The organism is Binatus sp. (SeqCode) (assembly GCF_036522015.1).
GTDB lineage: Bacteria > Desulfobacterota > Binatia > Binatales > Binataceae > Binatus.
Window position 1 is genome coordinate 1 of the sequence record NZ_DATDGQ010000298.1, and the last position, 17,360, is coordinate 17,360.

Consider the following 17,360-nt stretch of genomic DNA (forward strand, 5'->3'; position numbering starts at 1 on the left):
GGATGGCGGGGCTTGCAGCGGCGTATCGGCTGCGGCAGGCGGGAGCGGATGTTACGGTGCTCGAATCGAGCGATCATGTCGGCGGCAGACTCGGTACCGACTCGCGCGACGGCTATATGATCGAGCGCGGCGCGCAGCTGATCACGAGCACCTACCGCAACGCGCTCGGCCTGGTGAAGGAACTGGGTCTCGAGGCCGAACTGAAGCCGACCAGCCCCTGGATGGCAATCGTCAAGGACGGGCGTCCGCGCCGGATGCCGTCGGGCGCGATGTTCCCGATTTACGCGCTCACGTCCGGATTGGTCAGCTTCCCCGACCTCGCGCGTTTCATCTGGCATACGACGAAACTGCACTGGCCGCCGGTCGATAACTACGCGGCATGGGCGGATTACGACGATGAGGACACGGCGCGATGGTGCGCGCCGCGGATGGGCTGCGCGACCGACTATCTCGTCGAGCCTCTCGTCGCGGGCGGCCTGCTCTGCATGATGGAAGAAACGTCGCGGGCAGCCACGCTGGCGACGCTGGTGCTAACCGACAACGGCCGCGGCAAGGAGATGACGCTGAGCCGTGGGCTCGGCTCGTTTCCCGACGCGCTCGCAGCGAAGGTCAACGTCAAACTCGAGTCGCCGGTGCAGGGAATCGAGGTTCGCGATGACGGCGTCGTCGTGCAGCTATCGGGCGAACAAACGCGCGCCGACCATGTCGTGCTCGCGGCGACTGCTCCTATCGCGTCGCGGCTCTATCGCGCTGGTGACGAGCTCGAGCGAAAGCTGATGGCGACAGAGTATGCACCGACGGTCAAGATTGGTCTCGCCACCAGCCGTCATTGGCGCGATGAACCCGCGCTGAAAGACGTGTGGGGCTTTTTGATCCCGCGCCCCGACCGCCAACTCATCGCCTCGGCCACTCTCGAATCGGCCAAGGATCTTGCTCGCGTGCCGGACGGCGAGATGCTCAACCTGTTCGTCAAGCCCGAAGCAGCGGGCGCGATGATGGATCTGTCGGACGACGAGGTCGTCGCCAAGGTGCTTCCGGATATCGAGCGGTTCTTTCCCGGCGCGACCGCGACCAAGCGCTTCGCGCAAATCGTGCGATGGCCCAATGCGCTACCGAAGTCCCCCGTGGGACGCAGCCGCGACCTGGCAGCATACAGAAAATCGCGACCGTCCTCGCAGCGCGTGCTACTCGCGGGCGACTACATGGGCCTCCCCCATTTCGAGTCAGCAATCGAGACGGGAATGTGGTGCGCCGACCAGATTATCCAGCAACCTAACCCCTAACCCCTTCCCGAACGGGAAGGGGGACCAGATTAAGAAAGATCGCAGATCACATATTATCGACGATCGCTTTGCCGAACTCCGAGCACTTCAGCAGCTTCGCGCCGGTCATCAGCCGCTCGAAGTCGTAGGTCACCTCTTTCTTGCCGATCGTCTTTTCAAGCCCGCGAATGATGCCGTCGGCAACTTCCTGCCATCCCATGTGCTCGAACATCAACACGCCCGACAGGATTACCGAGCCGGGATTCACCTTGTCCTGATTGGCGTACTTGGGCGCGGTGCCGTGCGTCGCCTCGAAGATCGCGTGACCGGTCAGATAGTTGATGTTGGCTCCTGGAGCGATTCCGATGCCGCCGACCTGCGCCGCGAGCGCGTCGGAGATATAGTCGCCGTTGAGGTTCATCGTGGCGACAACGTCGAATTCGTCGGGCCGCGTCAGCACCTGCTGCAGCGTGATATCCGCGATCGCGTCCTTGACCAGCAATTCGCCGGCGGGCGGCTTGCCGTTGCAATCGTCCCATCCTACCGCTTTGCCCTTGTACTCGCGGCGGACGAGTTCGTAGCCCCAATCGCGGAACGCGCCCTCCGTGTACTTCATAATGTTGCCCTTGTGCACGAACGTCACACTCTTGCGCTTGTGCTTAATCGTGTAGTCGAGCGCAGCGCGAATCAGCCGTTCGCTGCCCTCGCGCGAGACGGGCTTGATCCCGATTCCGGACGTGTTGGGGAAGCGAATTTTCTTGACGCCCATCTCGTCCTGCAGGAACTTGATGAGCTTCTTCGCCTCGGGCGACTCCGCGGGCCATTCGATTCCCGCGTAGATGTCTTCGGTGTTCTCGCGGAAGATTACGACGTCGAGTTTCTCGGGATGCTTGACCGGGCTCGGCACGCCGGCGAAGTAGCGCACCGGGCGCAAGCATACGTACAGGTCGAGCATCTGGCGCAACGCCACGTTGAGCGATCGGATGCCACCGCCGATCGGAGTAGTCAGCGGTCCCTTGATGCCCACCAGGAACTCGCGGAACGCCTCGACGGTTTCGTCGGGCAGCCAGTTCTTCCACTGGTTGAACGGCTTCTCGCCCGCGAACACTTCCATCCACGCGATCTGGCGCTTGCCGCCGTAGATTTTCTTGACCGCGTTGTCGAAGACATATTGCGACGCGCGCCAGATGTCGGGGCCGGTGCCGTCGCCTTCGATGAAGGGGATGATCGGGCGGTCGGGAACTTTCAGAGTGTGATTGGCGCCAAGGGTGATCTTTTCGCCGTTGCTGGGAACCTTGATGTGCTCGTATGCCATCGGTGTCGCAATTCGCCTCGTCTTTTAGTGATAGAGCGCAACCGCAACGCGCAATTGCATCGCGTCCCGCAGCGCTCAGAGTATCCGGCTATCATATAGCAAAGGAGTATTGATGCCAGTATCGAAAGTTTGGGGCTCTTCACTAACGAGAAATCTTCTGATCGCGCTATACTCGCCCCGATAAATCAAAGCGGAGCAGCCGATGGATTTTACTTACACGCCGGAACAGGAAACATTTCGGGCTGAAATCGCGGGATGGCTCGAAAAGAACTCCGCTGAAGCTTTCGGAAGCAAGGGCGAGGGCCTCGGCGGCTCGACCGCCAGCCTGCTCGACGTGCGCGACGACGGGCGATGGGCGCAGCTCCTCGATTACCATCGCCGGCTCTACAAAGCCGGTTACGTCGCTCTGCACTGGCCCAAGGAATGGGGCGGCGGCGGCGCGAGCATGATCGATCAGGCCATCTACCAGGACGAAGTACTGCGCCTTGGACTTCCGCTCTATGGCGCCAATCAGCTCGCGATCGATCGAATCGGCCCGACCATCATGCATCTCGGCACCGAGCAGCAGAAAAAACGCCACCTGCTCAAGATGCTGACCGGCGAGGAAATCTGGTGCCAGGGTTATTCGGAACCCGGCGCCGGCTCTGATCTCGCGGGCCTGCAGACGCGCGCAGTGCTCGACGGCGACACCTTCGTGATCAACGGGCAGAAAGTGTGGACCAGCTTGGCGCATCGCGCGGACTGGCAGGTGCTGCTCGTACGCACCGACCCGTCGGCGCCCAAGCATAAGGGGATTTCGTACCTGCTGGTCGATATGCATAGTCCCGGAATCACGGTGCGGCCTCTCGTTCAGATCACGGGCGATGCCGGATTCAACGAGGTCTTTTACGACAACGTCCGCGTACCGAAAGAAAACCTGGTCGGCGATCTGAATGCGGGATGGCAGGTATCGATCGCGACGCTCATGTACGAGCGCGTTTCCGGCGGCACGCGTCATCCGGTGGAACGCACGATTGGCGAGCTGCTCGAACTTGCCAAAAAGATGGACTTCCAGGGCGGGCCGGCGTGGAAGCATCCGTACGTGCGGCAGAAGCTCGCGCAGTTCGCAGTTGAAGCGCGATGTCTGCGGCTGTCGCGCTACCGCTCGCTGTCGGCGCAGCTCAAAGGCAAGGTGCCGGGCGCGGAGAGTTCATTCGGCAAACTGTTCGCCACCGAGCTGAACCTGCGAGTCGCGATGTTCGCCGATGAGCTGCTCGGGCCGTTCGCCGACGTCGAAGGCGGCAGCCACGGTGCGGTCGAAGGCGGCCGCTGGATGCATCGCACGCTCGCGGCTCGAGGACTAACGATCGCGGCTGGCTCGAGCGAGATTCAGCACAACATCATCGGCGAGCGCGTCCTCAAGCTGCCGAAGGGTTAGCGCGCGGAATCGAGCAGCTTCTGCAGATTGCTCGCATCGCCCCGCTCGCTCGCCGTCTCACCGGCGCGGTCGTAGAGCACTTTGCCGTCGCGATCGATCACCGCGATCGTCGGGATGGAGCCGTGATAGTAGCGACCGATCAAGGCTTGCTGCGCCAATGACGGCTTTCGCAAATCAACGACGACGAAACGTATCTTGTCTTTGTACTGTGGATAGACCTGCACCAAACGCTCGGCTTCGCGCGCGGTGTTCCAGCAATTCGCGGTGCCGAAGAAGATCACAGTCGCATGGTCGCCGGCAATTGAGCCGTCGGAGAGATTTTTCCCCGCGATAGGAAAGTTGGGACTCGAATCGTCCGAGAAGGAAAGATCAGGCGCCAGTTTCAAATCTGTAGCTGGCGGGCCGGGAACTTCCGCAGCGAGCGCGATCGCAAAAATCAGACTGACGACGATTGAAACAGAAACTGCCAGCGCCTTGATGTTGGTTTTCATAGGCGACATCCGGCTCATCTCGACTGGTTGAGTTGTCCGATGCCGATAAACGATCCCCCGCCGTCGAAGGTCTCTATGACTTCCACCTCGGTGGGAACGCCCTCGAAAGTCTCCGGCACTTCCGCGCGGACTAGAGGGACATCGGAGGCTTTGTCGACCGTCACCTCGAGGGCGGAGACCTTACCCTCCAGGTCGATGCCGATTCCGTCGACCACCACATCCGATCCCGGTTGAGACCACTGCTTCAGATCGACCTCCAGGTCCATTCGCGCCGCCATCGCCCGCACCACGTCCAGATCCGGCCGTTGTTGCTCGTTCGGTTGCGGACATCCGGCGGGAGGATTCGGCGTCCTGCTCAAGCCGCGGGTGCGCAACATGTAGGCTACGAACCTGTCGTAAGGCTTGGTCTCGGTGACTTCGGTGGGCACATCTTCGAACTTCTTCGGTACGCGGCTTTCGACAAAGGGCACATCGGCGGCGTTGTCTGCGACGAGATCGAGAGTCGCGGGAGATTTCGAAAGATCGACGCCTACTTCGAGGACGCGGTCGCGCACGTGAAAGGTGTCGAGAAACGATTCCAATCCACTTTGTGCGTTGAGCGCCTTAACCGCGTCGACGCCCGGTTTGTCACCATAACCCGCGACGAGAGGCGTGCATACGCGCTCGCCGGCAAAAGTCGGCGCGGGTGCCGGAATTTCAGCCACCAGTGTGACACCGAGTATCAGCGCAACTGCGACCGAAGCAGCAACCGCTGGCGCTTTCATATTCGGTTTCATATCACAATAACCGATCGTCGGGGTTGTAGGTTCCGAGGATGCCGTATGAGAGCTCAAAATAACAGTTCACGGGATTCGTCGTATGGGCCGCACGGCGACGGGGCGGAAATCATGTACGCGATTGTCGATTCGGCGCTCGGGCGCCTGATGGTGGCAGGCACGCGTCGTGGGATCTGCTTCGCCGCGATGGGCGAAGCAGATCGGGCCTTGGTCGCCGAGTTGCGCGGCGACTATCCGCTCGCGACGATTCGGGTCGCCGACCCGAATCGTCGCGCCGATGCGCGCATCGGCCAATGGGCCGATGCGCTCGCCGAATATATCGCCGGCCGCTCGAAGATGCCGACGCCACCGATGGATATTCGCGGGACTCCCTTTCAGTTTGCAGTATGGGACCAGCTCCGCGCGATTCCCGCGGGTCAGACGCGTTCGTACTCCGAAATCGCGCGACGCATCGGACGTCCCCGCGCTATCCGCGCGGTCGGCACCGCCAACGGCGCCAATCCAGTCTCGATCATCATCCCATGTCATCGCGCGCTTCGCGCGTCGGGCCATCTCGGCGGCTATCGATGGGGCTTGGAGCGCAAGCGAAAGTTGCTCGAGATGGAACGCAGCGGTCAGCCGCTGCGCCTGAGTTAGGACATGCCCTGGATCGGGGACGCCCAGCGCGTGAATACCTGGTTGGAGATTGTTTCGAGCTGAGGGATGAACTCGGCCGCTTGAGCGATCATTCGATCGGCCGGAATTTTCTCGCGGACCAATTCCTTTGCGAATGCGTCGGCCATCGCGGCGACTCCGTCGGTTGTCACTTCGATATGGAACTGGAATCCGTACGTCTTGTCGCCGAGACGAAACGCCTGGCATGGAGTTTTGTCCGATGAGGCCAGCGACACCGCGCCGGGCGGCAGATCGAAGATGTCGCCGTGCCAATGGAACGGCGTCATTGTCGCGGGTAAATCGCGCATCAGGCGATCGTCCTTAGCCGAGTCGCTCAGGCGAATCGGATGCCATCCGATTTCCTTACCGCTGGGATTACGATCGACCTTCGCACCGAGCGCCGCCGCGAGAATCTGCGCGCCCAGGCATACACCGAGCACCGGGAAATTCAGTTTCACCGCATCCTCGATCAACCGCATCTCGTCGCGCAGCCACGGATAGCGGTCGGTCTGATAAACGCCCATCGGGCCGCCCATCACGATCAGTCCGCCCGCGCCTTTCATATTCAAAGGCACAGGCTGGCCGTCGGCAACGCGCACGTATTGCCATGCGAGCGCAGCGCCTTCGAGCGCGTCGGCAATGGTGCCGAGATTCTCGGCCGGGTGATGCTGCAAAATATAAATCTTCGCCACTGGAGGTACCGCTTCGAAGAGAAATAATAGCTGGTGTCGAATCGTTGTAAAAACTGCAAAGGTTTTGGCGCCGGCCGCTGGCTATTCGGCCTTGTTCGTGATTTGTCCTCGATAGGTTCCATGCAAACGCTGACTGCGACGATCTTCTCGGGCTTTGTTGTCTTGTCCGCAGCGGGTTGTACGGTCCATCGAGAATTGGCTCCGCAAAGCATTCCGTCGTACGCCGCGTTGGGAACTGAAAAATTGCCGCTGACGGTCGCCGTGATTGGCGATCCATCTCTGACGTTCGACTATCCCAGGTATTTTAAGGCGTTCGTCGAGGTGCTGAATCCCGGGCTCGCGCAGACGCTGCAGAGCGCGTTTCGAGGAAATTTTCAGAACGTGAATGTCGTCGAGGCTGAGAAGGCGGCGGGCGGCGCGGACTTGTTTGCATCGCCCAAGCTTAGTCTCGCGGATCCGATGAAGTTGACGGTGACATTTGTCGATCCGCGTTCGCGGACTGTCGTTGCGGAGTTTTCGTCGGAGCGCTCGTGCGACGGCAACGCGCCTGGCGTGTACGCGCACATTGGAACCGACCTGGTGCTGTTCGCAGCAGTCGTGGTCTTTCCGCCCGCCGACGCCGTGATCACGCATGAGATCGACAAACACACCGCCGATCGTTTCAACGCGGCATTTGCGCCAGCGATTGCGCAGATGGCCGGCGATATCGCGCGCCAGGCGTCGAGGGACCCGCATCTGCAGTCGTTCGCAGCGCCGCGCATTCAATCCGTCAGCGCCGCAACCGTCAACACCCTCTAGCAGGTTCAGAGCAAAGTTCCGCGGCGGATGCGGCCGAGATGCGTGTAGGCTCGCTGGGTGGCGACGCGGCCGCGCGACGTGCGCGCCAGGAAGCCCTCCTGCAGCAGGTAAGGTTCGTAAACTTCCTCGATAGTATCGGACTCCTCGCCGACCGCCGCCGCGAGGCTCTCGACGCCGACCGGGCCGCCGTCGAACTTGTCGATAATCGCGCCGAGAATCGCGCGGTCCATCTTGTCGAAGCCGGCCGTGTCGATTTCGAGCAGTTCCAGAGCCGCGAGCGCAATTTTGCGCGTGACGATCGGCGCTTCATTAACCTGCGCGAAGTCGCGAACACGGCGCAGCAGTCGGTTGGCGATTCGCGGCGTGCCGCGCGAGCGCGATGCGAGTTCGTGCGCTCCTTCTTCGTCGATCGACACATTCAACAACGCGGCGGAGCGACGCACGATCTCGCCCAATTCAGCGTGATTGTAAAAGTCGAGATGGAAATGCTGGCCGAAGCGATCGCGCAGCGGCGAGCTCAGCAGACCCGAGCGGGTAGTCGCGCCGACCAGCGTGAACGGATTGACCGACAGCTTCATCGTGCGCGCGCCCATCCCCTCGCCCACCACGATATGAAACTCGAAATCCTCCATCGCGGAGTAAAGGCGCTCCTCGACGACACGCTGCAGGCGATGAATCTCGTCGATGAACAGCACGTCGTGCTCCTCGAGGTTGTTCACGATTGCGGCGAGGTCGGCGGCGCGCTCGATCGCGGGACCCGAGGTAACATGGACGTTGACCCCGAGCTCGCGCGCGATGATATGCGCCAGTGAGGTCTTGCCGAGGCCGGGCGGTCCTGCGAAAAGCACGTGATCGAGCACCTCGGCGCGTCCGCGGGCAGCTTTGATCGACATGCCGAGAATCTTCTTGGTGCGCTCCTGGCCGATGAACTCCGCGATAGCACGCGGGCGCAGCGCGAGATCGATGCGGCGATCGTCCTCGTGGCCGACGCGCGCGATGAGGCGTCCTTCAGCGGCGGCCGGATTGGCGCCGGCATTTTCGGTCGGCTTACTTTTCGCCAAGCAGCACCGCCAACGATTTGCGAATTATTGTTTCGGGATTCTGTGCCGCGTTCGTGTCTGCTGCGATGACTGCGTCCACCGTGCGCTTTGCTTCGATCGGTTTCATACCCAGATTCACCAACGCAGAAATCGCTTCGTCTGCCGGACCGGCGGGTCGTCCATTACCGTCCGGCACCGGCCGCGGATTCCCGTTCGACGCGCTGGCGGACGGCGCCGCCATCCTCAAGTCGGCGACCTTGTCGCGGAGTTCGCGCACGACGCGCTCCGCGACCTTCGGACCCACGCCCGGGACTGCGTCGATTCGCTCGACGTCGCCCTTGCCGATTGCGGCGACCAGTTCTTCGGGTGCGAGCACCGACAGGATCGCGAGCGCGAGTTTCGGGCCGACGTGTTGCACGCTCATCAGCAAGTCGAAGGCGCGCTTCTCGGTCGCACTGGAAAATCCGTAGAGCATCAGCGCGTCTTCGCGCACAACCTGACGGATCATGAGCGCGACGCGTTCGCCGAGTTGCGGCAATCGATAGTAGGTGCTGAGCGGAATCAGCACTTCGTAGCCGACGCCGCCCGTCTCGACAACGATACGGCCAGCGTCGCGAACTGTGAGCGCGCCTGAGAGTGTCGCGATCATAGCGGCACCATTCGAGGCTTGCTGCGGCGCGGCGCGGGCGGACGAATGCGTTCGATCGACTCGACCAGGTTTGGCATGCGGCCGCGGCCCAGATGGCAGAGCGCAATCGCGAGCGCGTCGGCCGCGTCGTCGGCGAGATCGAGTGCCGGGTCGAGTTTCAGCGTCTTGCGCACCATGTATTTGACCTGCGCCTTGTCGGCGTGCCCGTGGCCGGCGACGCAGAGCTTAACTTCATTGGGCGGATACTCGAACATCGCGAGGCCGCGCTCCGCCGCCGCGAGCATCGCCATCGCGCGCGCCTCGCCGAGGCGAAACGCGCTCTGCACATTGGCGGCGACGAAGTGACGCTCGAGGCTCAGCGCGGTCGGGGAGAACTCGTCGATGATGGCGAGAAGATTTTCGTGGATGCGCTGCAAGCGCATCGGGCCTGGCGCGAGCGACGCGCATCGAATCGTGCCGGCGGTCACATAGCGTTGACCTCCGTCCGGTCCTTCGACGACGCCGTAACCGCATACCGCGCTCCCGGGATCCACCCCGAGTATCCGCATACCCCACCTCCGCGGCAGCACCCGCGCGGCGTCAGGCCGCCGAGAACTGCGCCATCTCTTCATCGCTGATGTCGAAGTTCGCGGCCACGTTCTGCACGTCGTCGTGATCCTCGAGTTCTTCCATCAGCTTGAGCACCTGCTCGGCACCGTGGCCGGAAACCGCAACCGTATTTTCGGGAATCCGTGTCTGTTCGGAATGCGCGATCGCGAGACCGGCTTTTTCGAGCGCGTCGCGCACCGCGTTGAGCTTGTCGGGCGACGTGAGGACCTGGAAAGTGTCGCCGTCGCTGGTCACGTCGTCGGCGCCGGCGTCGAGTGCGAGTTCGAGCAGCTTGTCCTCGTCGATGGCGGATTTTTCAATTCCAATCACGCCGCGCTTTTTGAACATCCAGCCGACGCATCCTACTTCGCCGAGATTGCCGCCGTGCCGCGAGAAGACAAAGCGCAACTCCGCGACGGTACGATTGCGATTGTCAGAGAGCACGTCAACCATTATCGCGACGCCGCCGGGGCCGTAGCCTTCGTAGGTGATTTCCTCGAGCGACGCGCCCGCGATTTCGCCGGTGCCCTTCTTAATCGCGCGATCGATGTTGTCATTGGGCATCGATTGCTTCTTGGCAACCGTCACCGCAGTGCGCAGCCGCGGATTGGAGTTGATGTCACCGCCGCCGAGCCGAGCCGCGATCGTGATTTCCTTGATCATCTTGGTGAAGACGCGGCCGCGCTTGGAATCGGTGATCGCCTTCTTGTGCTTGATCGAACTCCATTTCGAATGACCCGACATGGCAAATACCTTCCTCGGGGCCACCTCCCGCGGGCGGGTCCCGAACGCAGCCGAGATTATCATAAAGTTTCGCATAAGGGGGAATGGCGCGGAGATGGATGGCGCCGCAACCGGCGAATGTGAAAAAGTTGGGCTCGCTGAGGTCTGCGCCGCAGGATGAATCGGTATGCGCATCCGAACTGTAGTAAAAGCTTTTCTATGGGCTGCTGCCGTCGCTTTGACAGTCCTGTTGGCGCTTGTCCTCTGGCTGATTTTTCCCAGAACGCCTAGTAGCGCGAGAAGCCTCAAGTTCGAAGGATTTGTGCTTCTTCCGAAGGACCGCCGTGCAGGCGTGCTGACAGTGCTGGATTATCTTACCCTGAACGGCAAAAACCTCTTCGTCACCAATGTGAGCACCGGCACTGTTTACAAGATCCCGCTGCACGGCGACGAACTACCCGCTACCAGCGACGTGTCGATGTTCGAGTCGGAACCGGCGGCGCACGGTGTCGTTATCGACCCGGTCGGCGGCATGGCGTATGTGACGCGCAGCGAAGCGAACACTGTCGATATTTTCGACCCGTCGGCGATGCGCCTTGTGTCGCGAATTCCGGTTGCCGACGACCCTGACGGAATCTTCTATATCGCGGCGAACAAGGCCATCTACGCTGCCAGCGGCGATGGCAAGACCGCGACTCTGATCGATCCTGCAACGCGTACGGTGTCGGCAACAATCTCCCTGCCTGGGAAACCCGAGTTCGCCGTTTTCGATACACAAACCAATCTTTTTTATCAAAATCTCGAAGATCTCAGTGCGATCGCAGCCGTAGATCTCAGCAAGCACGTCGTCACAAATCAGTGGCCGCTGGAGCAATGCGTGCATCCGACCGGAATGGCCATCGACGAGCAAGCCCGCCAACTTTTCCTTGGGTGTGGTGGCAACTCGCGGCTCGCTGTGTTCGACCTGGAGAAACATAGCGTCGTCACCTCCGTTCCGGTTGGCGGTGGCCCGGATTCAGTAGCCTACGATGCCGGGCTGCGTCGGATTTATGTAACAGGGCGGGCCGGCGACTTATGCGTGGTCGAGCGCGACAGCAAGGGCGCGTTCGCCACGGTCGATACGATCGCGCTGCATTTCGGGGCGCATACGCTCGCAGTCGATCCGGTATCGCACCGGCTGTATGTCGGTTATGCAAGTCTCTTGATCGCGCCGCGGATAGCCGTGTTCTCGCCTCTCGGGCCCTAATCACACTTTGCCTCAACTCCGTCCTCTTCTATTATCATGCAGTCGCTAGCGGTCCCCAAAAATGGTTCGGTTGGTAGCGTGAGACGTTCGATATTAAGCCTGGTTGCGGCGCTGTATGCGGTTGGATGCCTCTATCCTCCCGTCACGCAGCCACCGCCTGACGAGCAACAGGAAGTCGTGATTCCGCTGCCGTACGATCTGGCGTGGGACGCGGTGAACGCGGTCGTCAAAGAAAATTCGTTCCACGTGCAAGCGCAGGATATGACCAACGGGATTATCGAAGCGGTGGGTCCGCGCTTCACCCTGCACGACGCCGATTGCGGAAAGATTAAGAGTGTCGCGGGCGCGTACACGGCCGAGCCGGAACAGAACTCGTCGTCGGTGTACAACTTCCTGGTGCGGCCGCGCGGTCCCGAGGCGAGCATCGTCGAGGTGCGTGCGACGTTCAACTCGTCGGTGAGCGTGCCGCTCCATCCGGCGACCGATGTAGATTGCGTATCGCACGGAATCCAGGAATCGAATCTGCTGCGCCAGGTGCTGGTCGAGGCGAAGAAGACGCGTCGCCCCGAGTACGCGAAGCCGAGCCCTTCGCCGCAGCAGGCTGGCGGACAATCGTCCGCGCCGGCGGCCAGACCGCCGACATCGATTGACAAAGCGGGCGTCCAACCCGGAGCGCCGACTTCGACGGGCGGATTCTCGCTGGGCGGGAATTTCAAGCTGCCCGCGCCTCCGTCGCAGTGATCCAGAAATCGCGGGCTTGACATTTTTTGCGTCCGGGATGAAACCGGGGGCACCTCTCCCCTGGTCCCTCTCCCTTCAGGCGAGGGGAAGAGAGTTTGCGAAGACGCTGAGTCAGGAGAAGTTGTATGAAAGGTCGCGTCGCGTTCATCCCCACTGCACACAAAATTGAATTCCATGAATACGACGTCCCCGCGCCTGCCGCCGGCGGATTGGTCGCGGCGGTCACGCAGACCAACGTATGCGGCTCGGAAGTGCATATGTGGAAGGGCGAGTTCGGGCGGCGCGGCGTGATGCCGGGGCACGAGATGAGCGGGCGCATCGAGGCGCTCGGCGCGGGTGTGCGTACGGATTGGGCGGGAGTGCCGGTCAAGGAAGGCGACCGAATCGCACCGGTTTACTATACGGTATGCAATCGATGTGTAAACTGCGTGAGGGGAAATCATGCGGCATGCACGGCGAAGGTCGTCGGCGCGCGGCATCCCGATGAACCGCCGCATTTCACCGCAACGTTCGCGACTCATTACGTGGTAAAGCCCGATCAGCATTTCTATCGGATTCCCGACAACGTGCCCGACCTGGTTGCATCGTCTGCGAATTGCGCGATGTCGCAAGTTTTCTGGAGTCTCGATCGCGGACGGCTTTCCTACGGCGAAACGATCGTGGTGCTCGGCGCGGGCGGGCTCGGGCTGCATGCGATGGCGATTGCGAAAGCGCGCGGCGTGCGCGTGATCGCGGTGGACGGAGTGGATCTGCGACTGCGCGAGGCGCGTCGATTCGGCGCCGACGAAACGGTCGACATGCGCGAATACGTCGATGCCGAAGCTCGCGACAAGCGCGTCCGCGAGCTATGCGCCGGATGGCCCGACGTGGTGCTGGAAGTAGCGGGCGTCCCCGAGGCGTTCAGCGAAGCGCTCCGAATGGTGCGCGTCGGCGGCCGTGTGATCGAGGTCGGCAACATCTCGTCGGGCTTGACGGTGCAACTGCCCCCGTCAGTGATCACGTTCAAATCTCTGGAAATAGTCGGCGTAGCAACTTACCCGCCGCACTATCTGAAAAAATCGTTGGACTTCCTGGCCGCAAACATCGACCGCCTGCCCTACCGCGAAATGTGCGACGCAACATTCCCACTGTCGCGCGCGGCGGAAGCGCTCGATAAGAGTGAGCGTCGCGAGGTCACGCGCGCGGGGTTGCTGCCCGCGGAGAGCTAGCAGTTCACACGGAAAACTAGTAGTCCACTGCGCACCAGGGTGTAAGCCTAAAGGAGGGGAAACCTATGGCACGTAGCCGCCTTGTCGGCACTGTTCTGGCAATGGCTTTCGTCCTGGTCATCGTTGCCGCTGTCCTTGCCGCCCGCCAAGAAGAGCCAGTTACTACACTGGCCAAAACAATCTCGGACCATTACCTCGCGTTTACCGCTGCGCTAGGTCCACTGGGCACCCTCAGCATGGCGATCATCCAGACGGTTAAAGATCTCGTGCCTGTAATGCGATGGTATCAAGAAGTCAAAACCCGCCATTGGCTCCGCTCCAAAGCTCACGAGGCGGCAGTAGCCGCCGAAGCCAGCCAGCAATTTGCTCCACGCGAAATTGTGAAGAAGCGCCTGCTGCAGCCGTTTTCTCTTGCAGTTCTTGCGCCGGAGTTGCACCAGGCATTTTTTCCGCAGTTTGATGAAGCCGACGAAGACGTCGCGATTGACGCCGAGGCCGACCTTTTGCGCCTTGCTACCGCAGGCAATCGGCCCGCGTTCTATGATCTGCCTATCGAACAGTTGTGCGGGCAGATGAATGCGGCGTCGCAGGTACTACTCGACAATCCAGAGCGGCACGAGCCTCTCCTGAAGTGCCTTGCTTCGCGCGCAGCACCCCAAGACCTCAAAGATTTTGCAAGTCCCGCGCTGCGAAATGAGCTTGCGACATTGCGAAACAAGAGCCAGCGCGATTCGTTAGAGGAAGACCGATTTCGCGAACTGCAGCAACAGCTTGCGGATGTTCGCGCCAGGATAGCGAATCAGATCCATCGCAGCATCGACGCTTTCCAGATCGCGACCGGCTATCGATGGCAATGGTATCTGCGGACGGCATCTTTTCTAATCAGTTTCGGTATCACCGCTGTGGCGGTCAGGGCTGGTGTCGGAAGCCCGGGTGACGGTAGCCCGGTCACTAACAACTGGGCATTGATCGTCGCTATAGGATTGGTGGGAGGATTTCTTGCACCGGTCACCAGCGACCTACAGGCAATCGTGCGGCAGTTCAGAACGAAACCCTAGTGGCGGTTCACATAATAAATTTACGTAGCCCAGCGGATGGGAACGGGGTTACTCAGAATCCCCAGGCGATGCCGGCGCTGTCAGCGCAATCGATTGTTTTAATCCACGGCTACAACGACAGCCTCATGCAAGCCCGCGAGGCGTACGCGTCTTTTCTCAACCCGAACTACGATCAACAACGCGTGCGCAGTCTGACGCCCGGTGCATGGTCCGCGTACATCGATTCGTTGAGCGGCGACACGCTCGATTCAATTTCACGATGGGGTGAAGTGTGCCTGGTCTTCTGGCCGGCGGACGTATGGGGTGGATTTTCAGCGCTTGCCTACGTTCAAGAACTAAAACTGGCGGCCGCTTCGGCTCCCGCGCTGGCCAGCGCACTGCTAGGACTTAAGCGTTCCCCTCAACCACAGATCGCGCTGGTTTGCCATTCGATGGGTAATCGGCTCGCGCTCCAGACGTTGGAGGTCCCGAATCCATCAATTCCGTGCCGCTCGATGTGCCTGATGGCGGCGGCGGTGGCCGTTCAAATGGTGACGGGGAGCGCTCAGCCGTATTTCTGGCCGTCGATTGCCGCGATCGAAAAGAAGAGGGTGCTGTATTCGGGAAGCGACAAGGTCCTCAGTATGGGCTTTTGGATAGGTGAGGCCGCAGCAGGTGAAGGAATCCGTTTGGAGGCAATCGGTCATGCTGGACATCCGGCCTATGCATTTCCCGATGCCGAGGATATGGATCCTTATGGTCACGGTGACTATTGGGCTGCAATAGGCGACGCGAATGGAACCACCAGCCGTAATTTGCTTCTCGATTTTCTCAGCACCACGATGCTACCCTACCCGTCCACACCTAAAGTTGAGGCCAATCCCGGCCCGTCTGCGTCGTCAATCGCAAGCAATGCGATTGGGACGCGTCAGATTCGCGGGCGTAGCATCGGATCATAAGCCCGCGCGCCAAAGGCGAAGGTTCGTATGCAAGGCTATGAGCCGGCGCGGTCGGGGATTAGGGCTTCGGTGGGGATTATCTCCGGGTCCGACATGCCGGGGAGTTTCCAGTACAGGTGCAGGTAGGAGCCGCCGCCGATGTTCCGTTCGCCGACCTCGATGTGATGTTGGCCTTCGGTGAGGTGAATCGCGCCGGTATCATGAACCTTGGTAATCGGGCCTGGATCGCGGATTACCAGCGTGCCGTCCACCGTGACCCATCCGGAATCGTCAACATCGATCGTGAATTCGTAGTCGCCGGTCTTTGGCACTATCAACTGGCCGCGCCAGATGTCGCAGGACGGAAAAGGCATCGCGCCCATCTCGGAAATATCGCTGAAGTCCAGTTGCGGATCGACGCGCACGATATGCGGCGCCGTCTCGCCGCATTGGTCGCCGACGTAGTACCTGCCGAGCAATCCCTGATGCCCGCTCCGCGCGAAGCTTTGCATCACTCGCTGATTCATCGAGAGCAGGAACAGCGCCGCGATTCCGACAGTCGTCGCGATCTGCGTCAAGCGGCGCGAGGCGCCCGTGCCCCACAGGCCAAGCGTTTCCGACAAATCGAACGAGCCTAAGATCCAAAGCACCGCCAGCGGCCAAAGCTGAAACGGACCGGGCAGTCCGACCAGCTTGCCTAGGTTGAAAGCTACAGAGTCGCGCACGATCATGCCGCCGCCGAAGAATGCGTCGCGGTTGGTGGCAAAGTCGCCGCGCATGAATTGTTGCAGAGCGAAGTCGCGCACCGGGTTGTCGTATTCGTAGGGGAAGTGCGGATTGGTCGAGGTCGCCATCAGCATGATCGCGGCCGACAGCGCGCCGATCGCGCCCAGCATCCAGTTGAATGCGGCGGGAAGAAACGCGAGCGCGAGGACCATGAATGGCACCGAGGCGACGATTTGCCGCGGGCCGGTCGCGGTGCCGCCGCCCCACGATACGATCGATTCGCCATACGCGGCGTTGAACAGGATCAGCACGACGAACGAATAGACGGTGACAAAAAATTCGGCGCGCCACTTTTTGGTTCGTGCGAAATAACCGACGCCGACAATCGACAGCAGCAACACAGGATTGCAGAAGAACAATCCGCGCTGCGGATCGAGCAGTACGTTCCAGAGAATGCGCATCTTCGGGTAGGTCAGGCCGACGAATCCGACTGCCTGCTCGGGGAATTGCCGGTTCTCGGTCGGCGCAAGCTTGAACGCCTGGTAGCTGAAGAAGAATGGATTGCCGAAGGCGCCCCAGTTGTACGCGAGCATGTCGACAACCGTTATCGCGGCGCCGGCGGCGAATGCAGCCAGAAATTTCAGGTCGCGCAGTTTGAACAGCGCGTAGATGCCGATCGCGGCTGCAACCAGGAAGACCGGGTAGTCGTTGAGCACCGCCCATCCCGCCAGAAAGCCGGCGGCACACGCGCGCATCGACGACGGACTAGTTTCGAACGTCGCCAAAAGGTAGAACGCGGTGAAGACGCATACTGCGGCGACCGGTTCGCCTGTGAGTTCGGTGGCGTAGGGAAACGCGATCGTCGCGAGGCCGAGAATCAGCGCGACGCCGGCGGCGCGGCCGTCCGACGCGCCAAGAAACCGCGCGAAGCGAAACATCACGACGCACATCAAGGCAATCAACAGGCCGGTCGTGAATACCGTGGTCAGGTACGTGACTAACGCCCAGTACACCGGCTCGTGCACGGCGTTCATCGGCAGCAGCGCGATGCGGAAGATC

At 61.1% G+C, this 17,360-nt stretch carries 18 protein-coding genes; 9 read left to right on the forward strand and 9 right to left on the reverse strand.

Annotation, left to right across the window (positions count from 1 at the left end; translation table 11 throughout):
- Window positions 1–1,283, forward strand: a 1,283-nt coding sequence (locus tag VIW95_RS12680) for an NAD(P)/FAD-dependent oxidoreductase (protein WP_331587022.1), incomplete at its 5' end; no start/stop codon positions are given.
- Window positions 1,284–1,329: 46 nt separating this feature from the next.
- Here VIW95_RS12680 and icd read toward each other — a convergent pair.
- Window positions 1,330–2,577: an NADP-dependent isocitrate dehydrogenase gene (icd, locus tag VIW95_RS12685; protein ID WP_331587024.1), complete on the reverse strand. Its 1,248-nt coding sequence runs from the start codon at window positions 2,575–2,577 to the stop codon at window positions 1,330–1,332.
- 202 nt (window positions 2,578–2,779) lie between these two features.
- Here icd and VIW95_RS12690 point away from each other — a divergent pair, with 202 nt between their 5' ends.
- A complete protein-coding gene (locus tag VIW95_RS12690; RefSeq protein WP_331587026.1) occupies window positions 2,780–3,994 on the forward strand; it encodes an acyl-CoA dehydrogenase family protein in 1,215 nt (404 codons plus the stop codon).
- Here the strand turns inward: VIW95_RS12690 and VIW95_RS12695 are convergent.
- Both VIW95_RS12695 and VIW95_RS12700 read right to left on the reverse strand, forming a co-directional pair.
- Complete coding sequence (locus VIW95_RS12695; protein WP_331587028.1) at window positions 3,991–4,494, reverse strand: hypothetical protein; 504 nt, start codon at window positions 4,492–4,494, stop codon at window positions 3,991–3,993. The genes VIW95_RS12690 and VIW95_RS12695 overlap by 4 nt on opposite strands.
- Window positions 4,495–4,499: 5 nt before the next feature.
- On the reverse strand, window positions 4,500–5,249 hold the full coding sequence (locus VIW95_RS12700; RefSeq protein ID WP_331587030.1) for a hypothetical protein: 750 nt from the start codon (window positions 5,247–5,249) through the stop codon (window positions 4,500–4,502).
- 57 nt (window positions 5,250–5,306) lie between these two features.
- On the opposite strand from VIW95_RS12700, the gene VIW95_RS12705 reads away from it, so the two are divergent.
- Window positions 5,307–5,897, forward strand: coding sequence for a methylated-DNA--[protein]-cysteine S-methyltransferase (locus VIW95_RS12705; RefSeq protein WP_331587032.1), 591 nt, complete (start codon window positions 5,307–5,309; stop codon window positions 5,895–5,897).
- Here VIW95_RS12705 and VIW95_RS12710 read toward each other — a convergent pair.
- The gene (locus VIW95_RS12710; RefSeq protein ID WP_331587034.1) at window positions 5,894–6,607 is read right to left on the reverse strand and encodes a type 1 glutamine amidotransferase; all 714 of its coding nucleotides are present in this window, start codon (window positions 6,605–6,607) and stop codon (window positions 5,894–5,896) included. The genes VIW95_RS12705 and VIW95_RS12710 overlap by 4 nt on opposite strands.
- A gap of 195 nt (window positions 6,608–6,802) precedes the next feature.
- Between VIW95_RS12710 and VIW95_RS12715 the strand changes: the two genes are divergently transcribed.
- Window positions 6,803–7,405: a hypothetical protein gene (locus VIW95_RS12715; RefSeq protein ID WP_331587036.1), complete on the forward strand. Its 603-nt coding sequence runs from the start codon at window positions 6,803–6,805 to the stop codon at window positions 7,403–7,405.
- A 5-nt stretch (window positions 7,406–7,410) separates the two neighbouring features.
- On the opposite strand, the gene ruvB is transcribed toward VIW95_RS12715, so the two are convergent.
- From ruvB to VIW95_RS12735, 4 genes are read right to left on the reverse strand one after another with little or no spacing between them, the layout of a single operon-like run.
- Window positions 7,411–8,403: a Holliday junction branch migration DNA helicase RuvB gene (gene ruvB, locus VIW95_RS12720; protein ID WP_349259321.1), complete on the reverse strand. Its 993-nt coding sequence runs from the start codon at window positions 8,401–8,403 to the stop codon at window positions 7,411–7,413.
- A 49-nt stretch (window positions 8,404–8,452) separates the two neighbouring features.
- Window positions 8,453–9,094: a Holliday junction branch migration protein RuvA gene (gene ruvA, locus VIW95_RS12725; RefSeq protein WP_331587041.1), complete on the reverse strand. Its 642-nt coding sequence runs from the start codon at window positions 9,092–9,094 to the stop codon at window positions 8,453–8,455.
- Window positions 9,091–9,642 (reverse strand): crossover junction endodeoxyribonuclease RuvC, encoded by a 552-nt coding sequence (gene ruvC, locus VIW95_RS12730; protein ID WP_331587043.1) that lies wholly within the window; start codon window positions 9,640–9,642, stop codon window positions 9,091–9,093. The genes ruvA and ruvC overlap by 4 nt, the downstream gene beginning before the upstream one ends.
- A gap of 31 nt (window positions 9,643–9,673) precedes the next feature.
- Window positions 9,674–10,426 carry a YebC/PmpR family DNA-binding transcriptional regulator gene (locus VIW95_RS12735; RefSeq protein ID WP_331587045.1) on the reverse strand — a complete coding sequence of 251 codons (753 nt, stop codon included), beginning with the start codon at window positions 10,424–10,426 and terminating at the stop codon, window positions 9,674–9,676.
- Between the two features lie 301 nt (window positions 10,427–10,727).
- Here VIW95_RS12735 and VIW95_RS12740 point away from each other — a divergent pair, with 301 nt between their 5' ends.
- The 5 genes from VIW95_RS12740 to VIW95_RS12760 all read left to right on the forward strand — a co-directional run bounded on the left by VIW95_RS12740 (window position 10,728) and on the right by VIW95_RS12760 (window position 15,596).
- Entirely contained in the window at window positions 10,728–11,651 is a 924-nt protein-coding gene (locus VIW95_RS12740; protein WP_331587047.1) for a YncE family protein, read from the forward strand.
- A gap of 78 nt (window positions 11,652–11,729) precedes the next feature.
- Window positions 11,730–12,392, forward strand: coding sequence for a hypothetical protein (locus VIW95_RS12745; RefSeq protein ID WP_331587049.1), 663 nt, complete (start codon window positions 11,730–11,732; stop codon window positions 12,390–12,392).
- Window positions 12,393–12,517: 125 nt separating this feature from the next.
- Window positions 12,518–13,600, forward strand: coding sequence for a zinc-binding dehydrogenase (locus VIW95_RS12750; protein ID WP_331587051.1), 1,083 nt, complete (start codon window positions 12,518–12,520; stop codon window positions 13,598–13,600).
- A 65-nt stretch (window positions 13,601–13,665) separates the two neighbouring features.
- Window positions 13,666–14,658, forward strand: coding sequence for a hypothetical protein (locus tag VIW95_RS12755; protein WP_331587053.1), 993 nt, complete (start codon window positions 13,666–13,668; stop codon window positions 14,656–14,658).
- Window positions 14,659–14,726: 68 nt separating this feature from the next.
- Window positions 14,727–15,596, forward strand: coding sequence for an alpha/beta hydrolase (locus VIW95_RS12760; protein WP_331587055.1), 870 nt, complete (start codon window positions 14,727–14,729; stop codon window positions 15,594–15,596).
- Between the two features lie 35 nt (window positions 15,597–15,631).
- Here the strand turns inward: VIW95_RS12760 and VIW95_RS12765 are convergent.
- Window positions 15,632–17,360 (reverse strand): PA14 domain-containing protein (locus VIW95_RS12765; RefSeq protein WP_331587058.1); only part of this gene is annotated, 1,729 nt, incomplete at its 5' end.

What these genes read in the sequence shown, in the direction of transcription:
- VIW95_RS12750 (WP_331587051.1), top strand. Translation starts at nt 12,518, where the DNA reads ATGAAAGGTCGCGTCGCGTTCATCCCCACTGCACACAAAATTGAATTC.
- VIW95_RS12695 (WP_331587028.1), bottom strand. Translation starts at nt 4,494, where the DNA reads ATGTCGCCTATGAAAACCAACATCAAGGCGCTGGCAGTTTCTGTTTCA.
- VIW95_RS12735 (WP_331587045.1), bottom strand. Translation starts at nt 10,426, where the DNA reads ATGTCGGGTCATTCGAAATGGAGTTCGATCAAGCACAAGAAGGCGATC.
- VIW95_RS12690 (WP_331587026.1), top strand. Translation starts at nt 2,780, where the DNA reads ATGGATTTTACTTACACGCCGGAACAGGAAACATTTCGGGCTGAAATC.
- VIW95_RS12705 (WP_331587032.1), top strand. Translation starts at nt 5,307, where the DNA reads ATGAGAGCTCAAAATAACAGTTCACGGGATTCGTCGTATGGGCCGCAC.
- ruvA (WP_331587041.1), bottom strand. Translation starts at nt 9,094, where the DNA reads ATGATCGCGACACTCTCAGGCGCGCTCACAGTTCGCGACGCTGGCCGT.
- VIW95_RS12755 (WP_331587053.1), top strand. Translation starts at nt 13,666, where the DNA reads ATGGCACGTAGCCGCCTTGTCGGCACTGTTCTGGCAATGGCTTTCGTC.
- ruvC (WP_331587043.1), bottom strand. Translation starts at nt 9,642, where the DNA reads ATGCGGATACTCGGGGTGGATCCCGGGAGCGCGGTATGCGGTTACGGC.
- icd (WP_331587024.1), bottom strand. Translation starts at nt 2,577, where the DNA reads ATGGCATACGAGCACATCAAGGTTCCCAGCAACGGCGAAAAGATCACC.
- VIW95_RS12700 (WP_331587030.1), bottom strand. Translation starts at nt 5,249, where the DNA reads ATGAAAGCGCCAGCGGTTGCTGCTTCGGTCGCAGTTGCGCTGATACTC.
- VIW95_RS12760 (WP_331587055.1), top strand. Translation starts at nt 14,727, where the DNA reads ATGCCGGCGCTGTCAGCGCAATCGATTGTTTTAATCCACGGCTACAAC.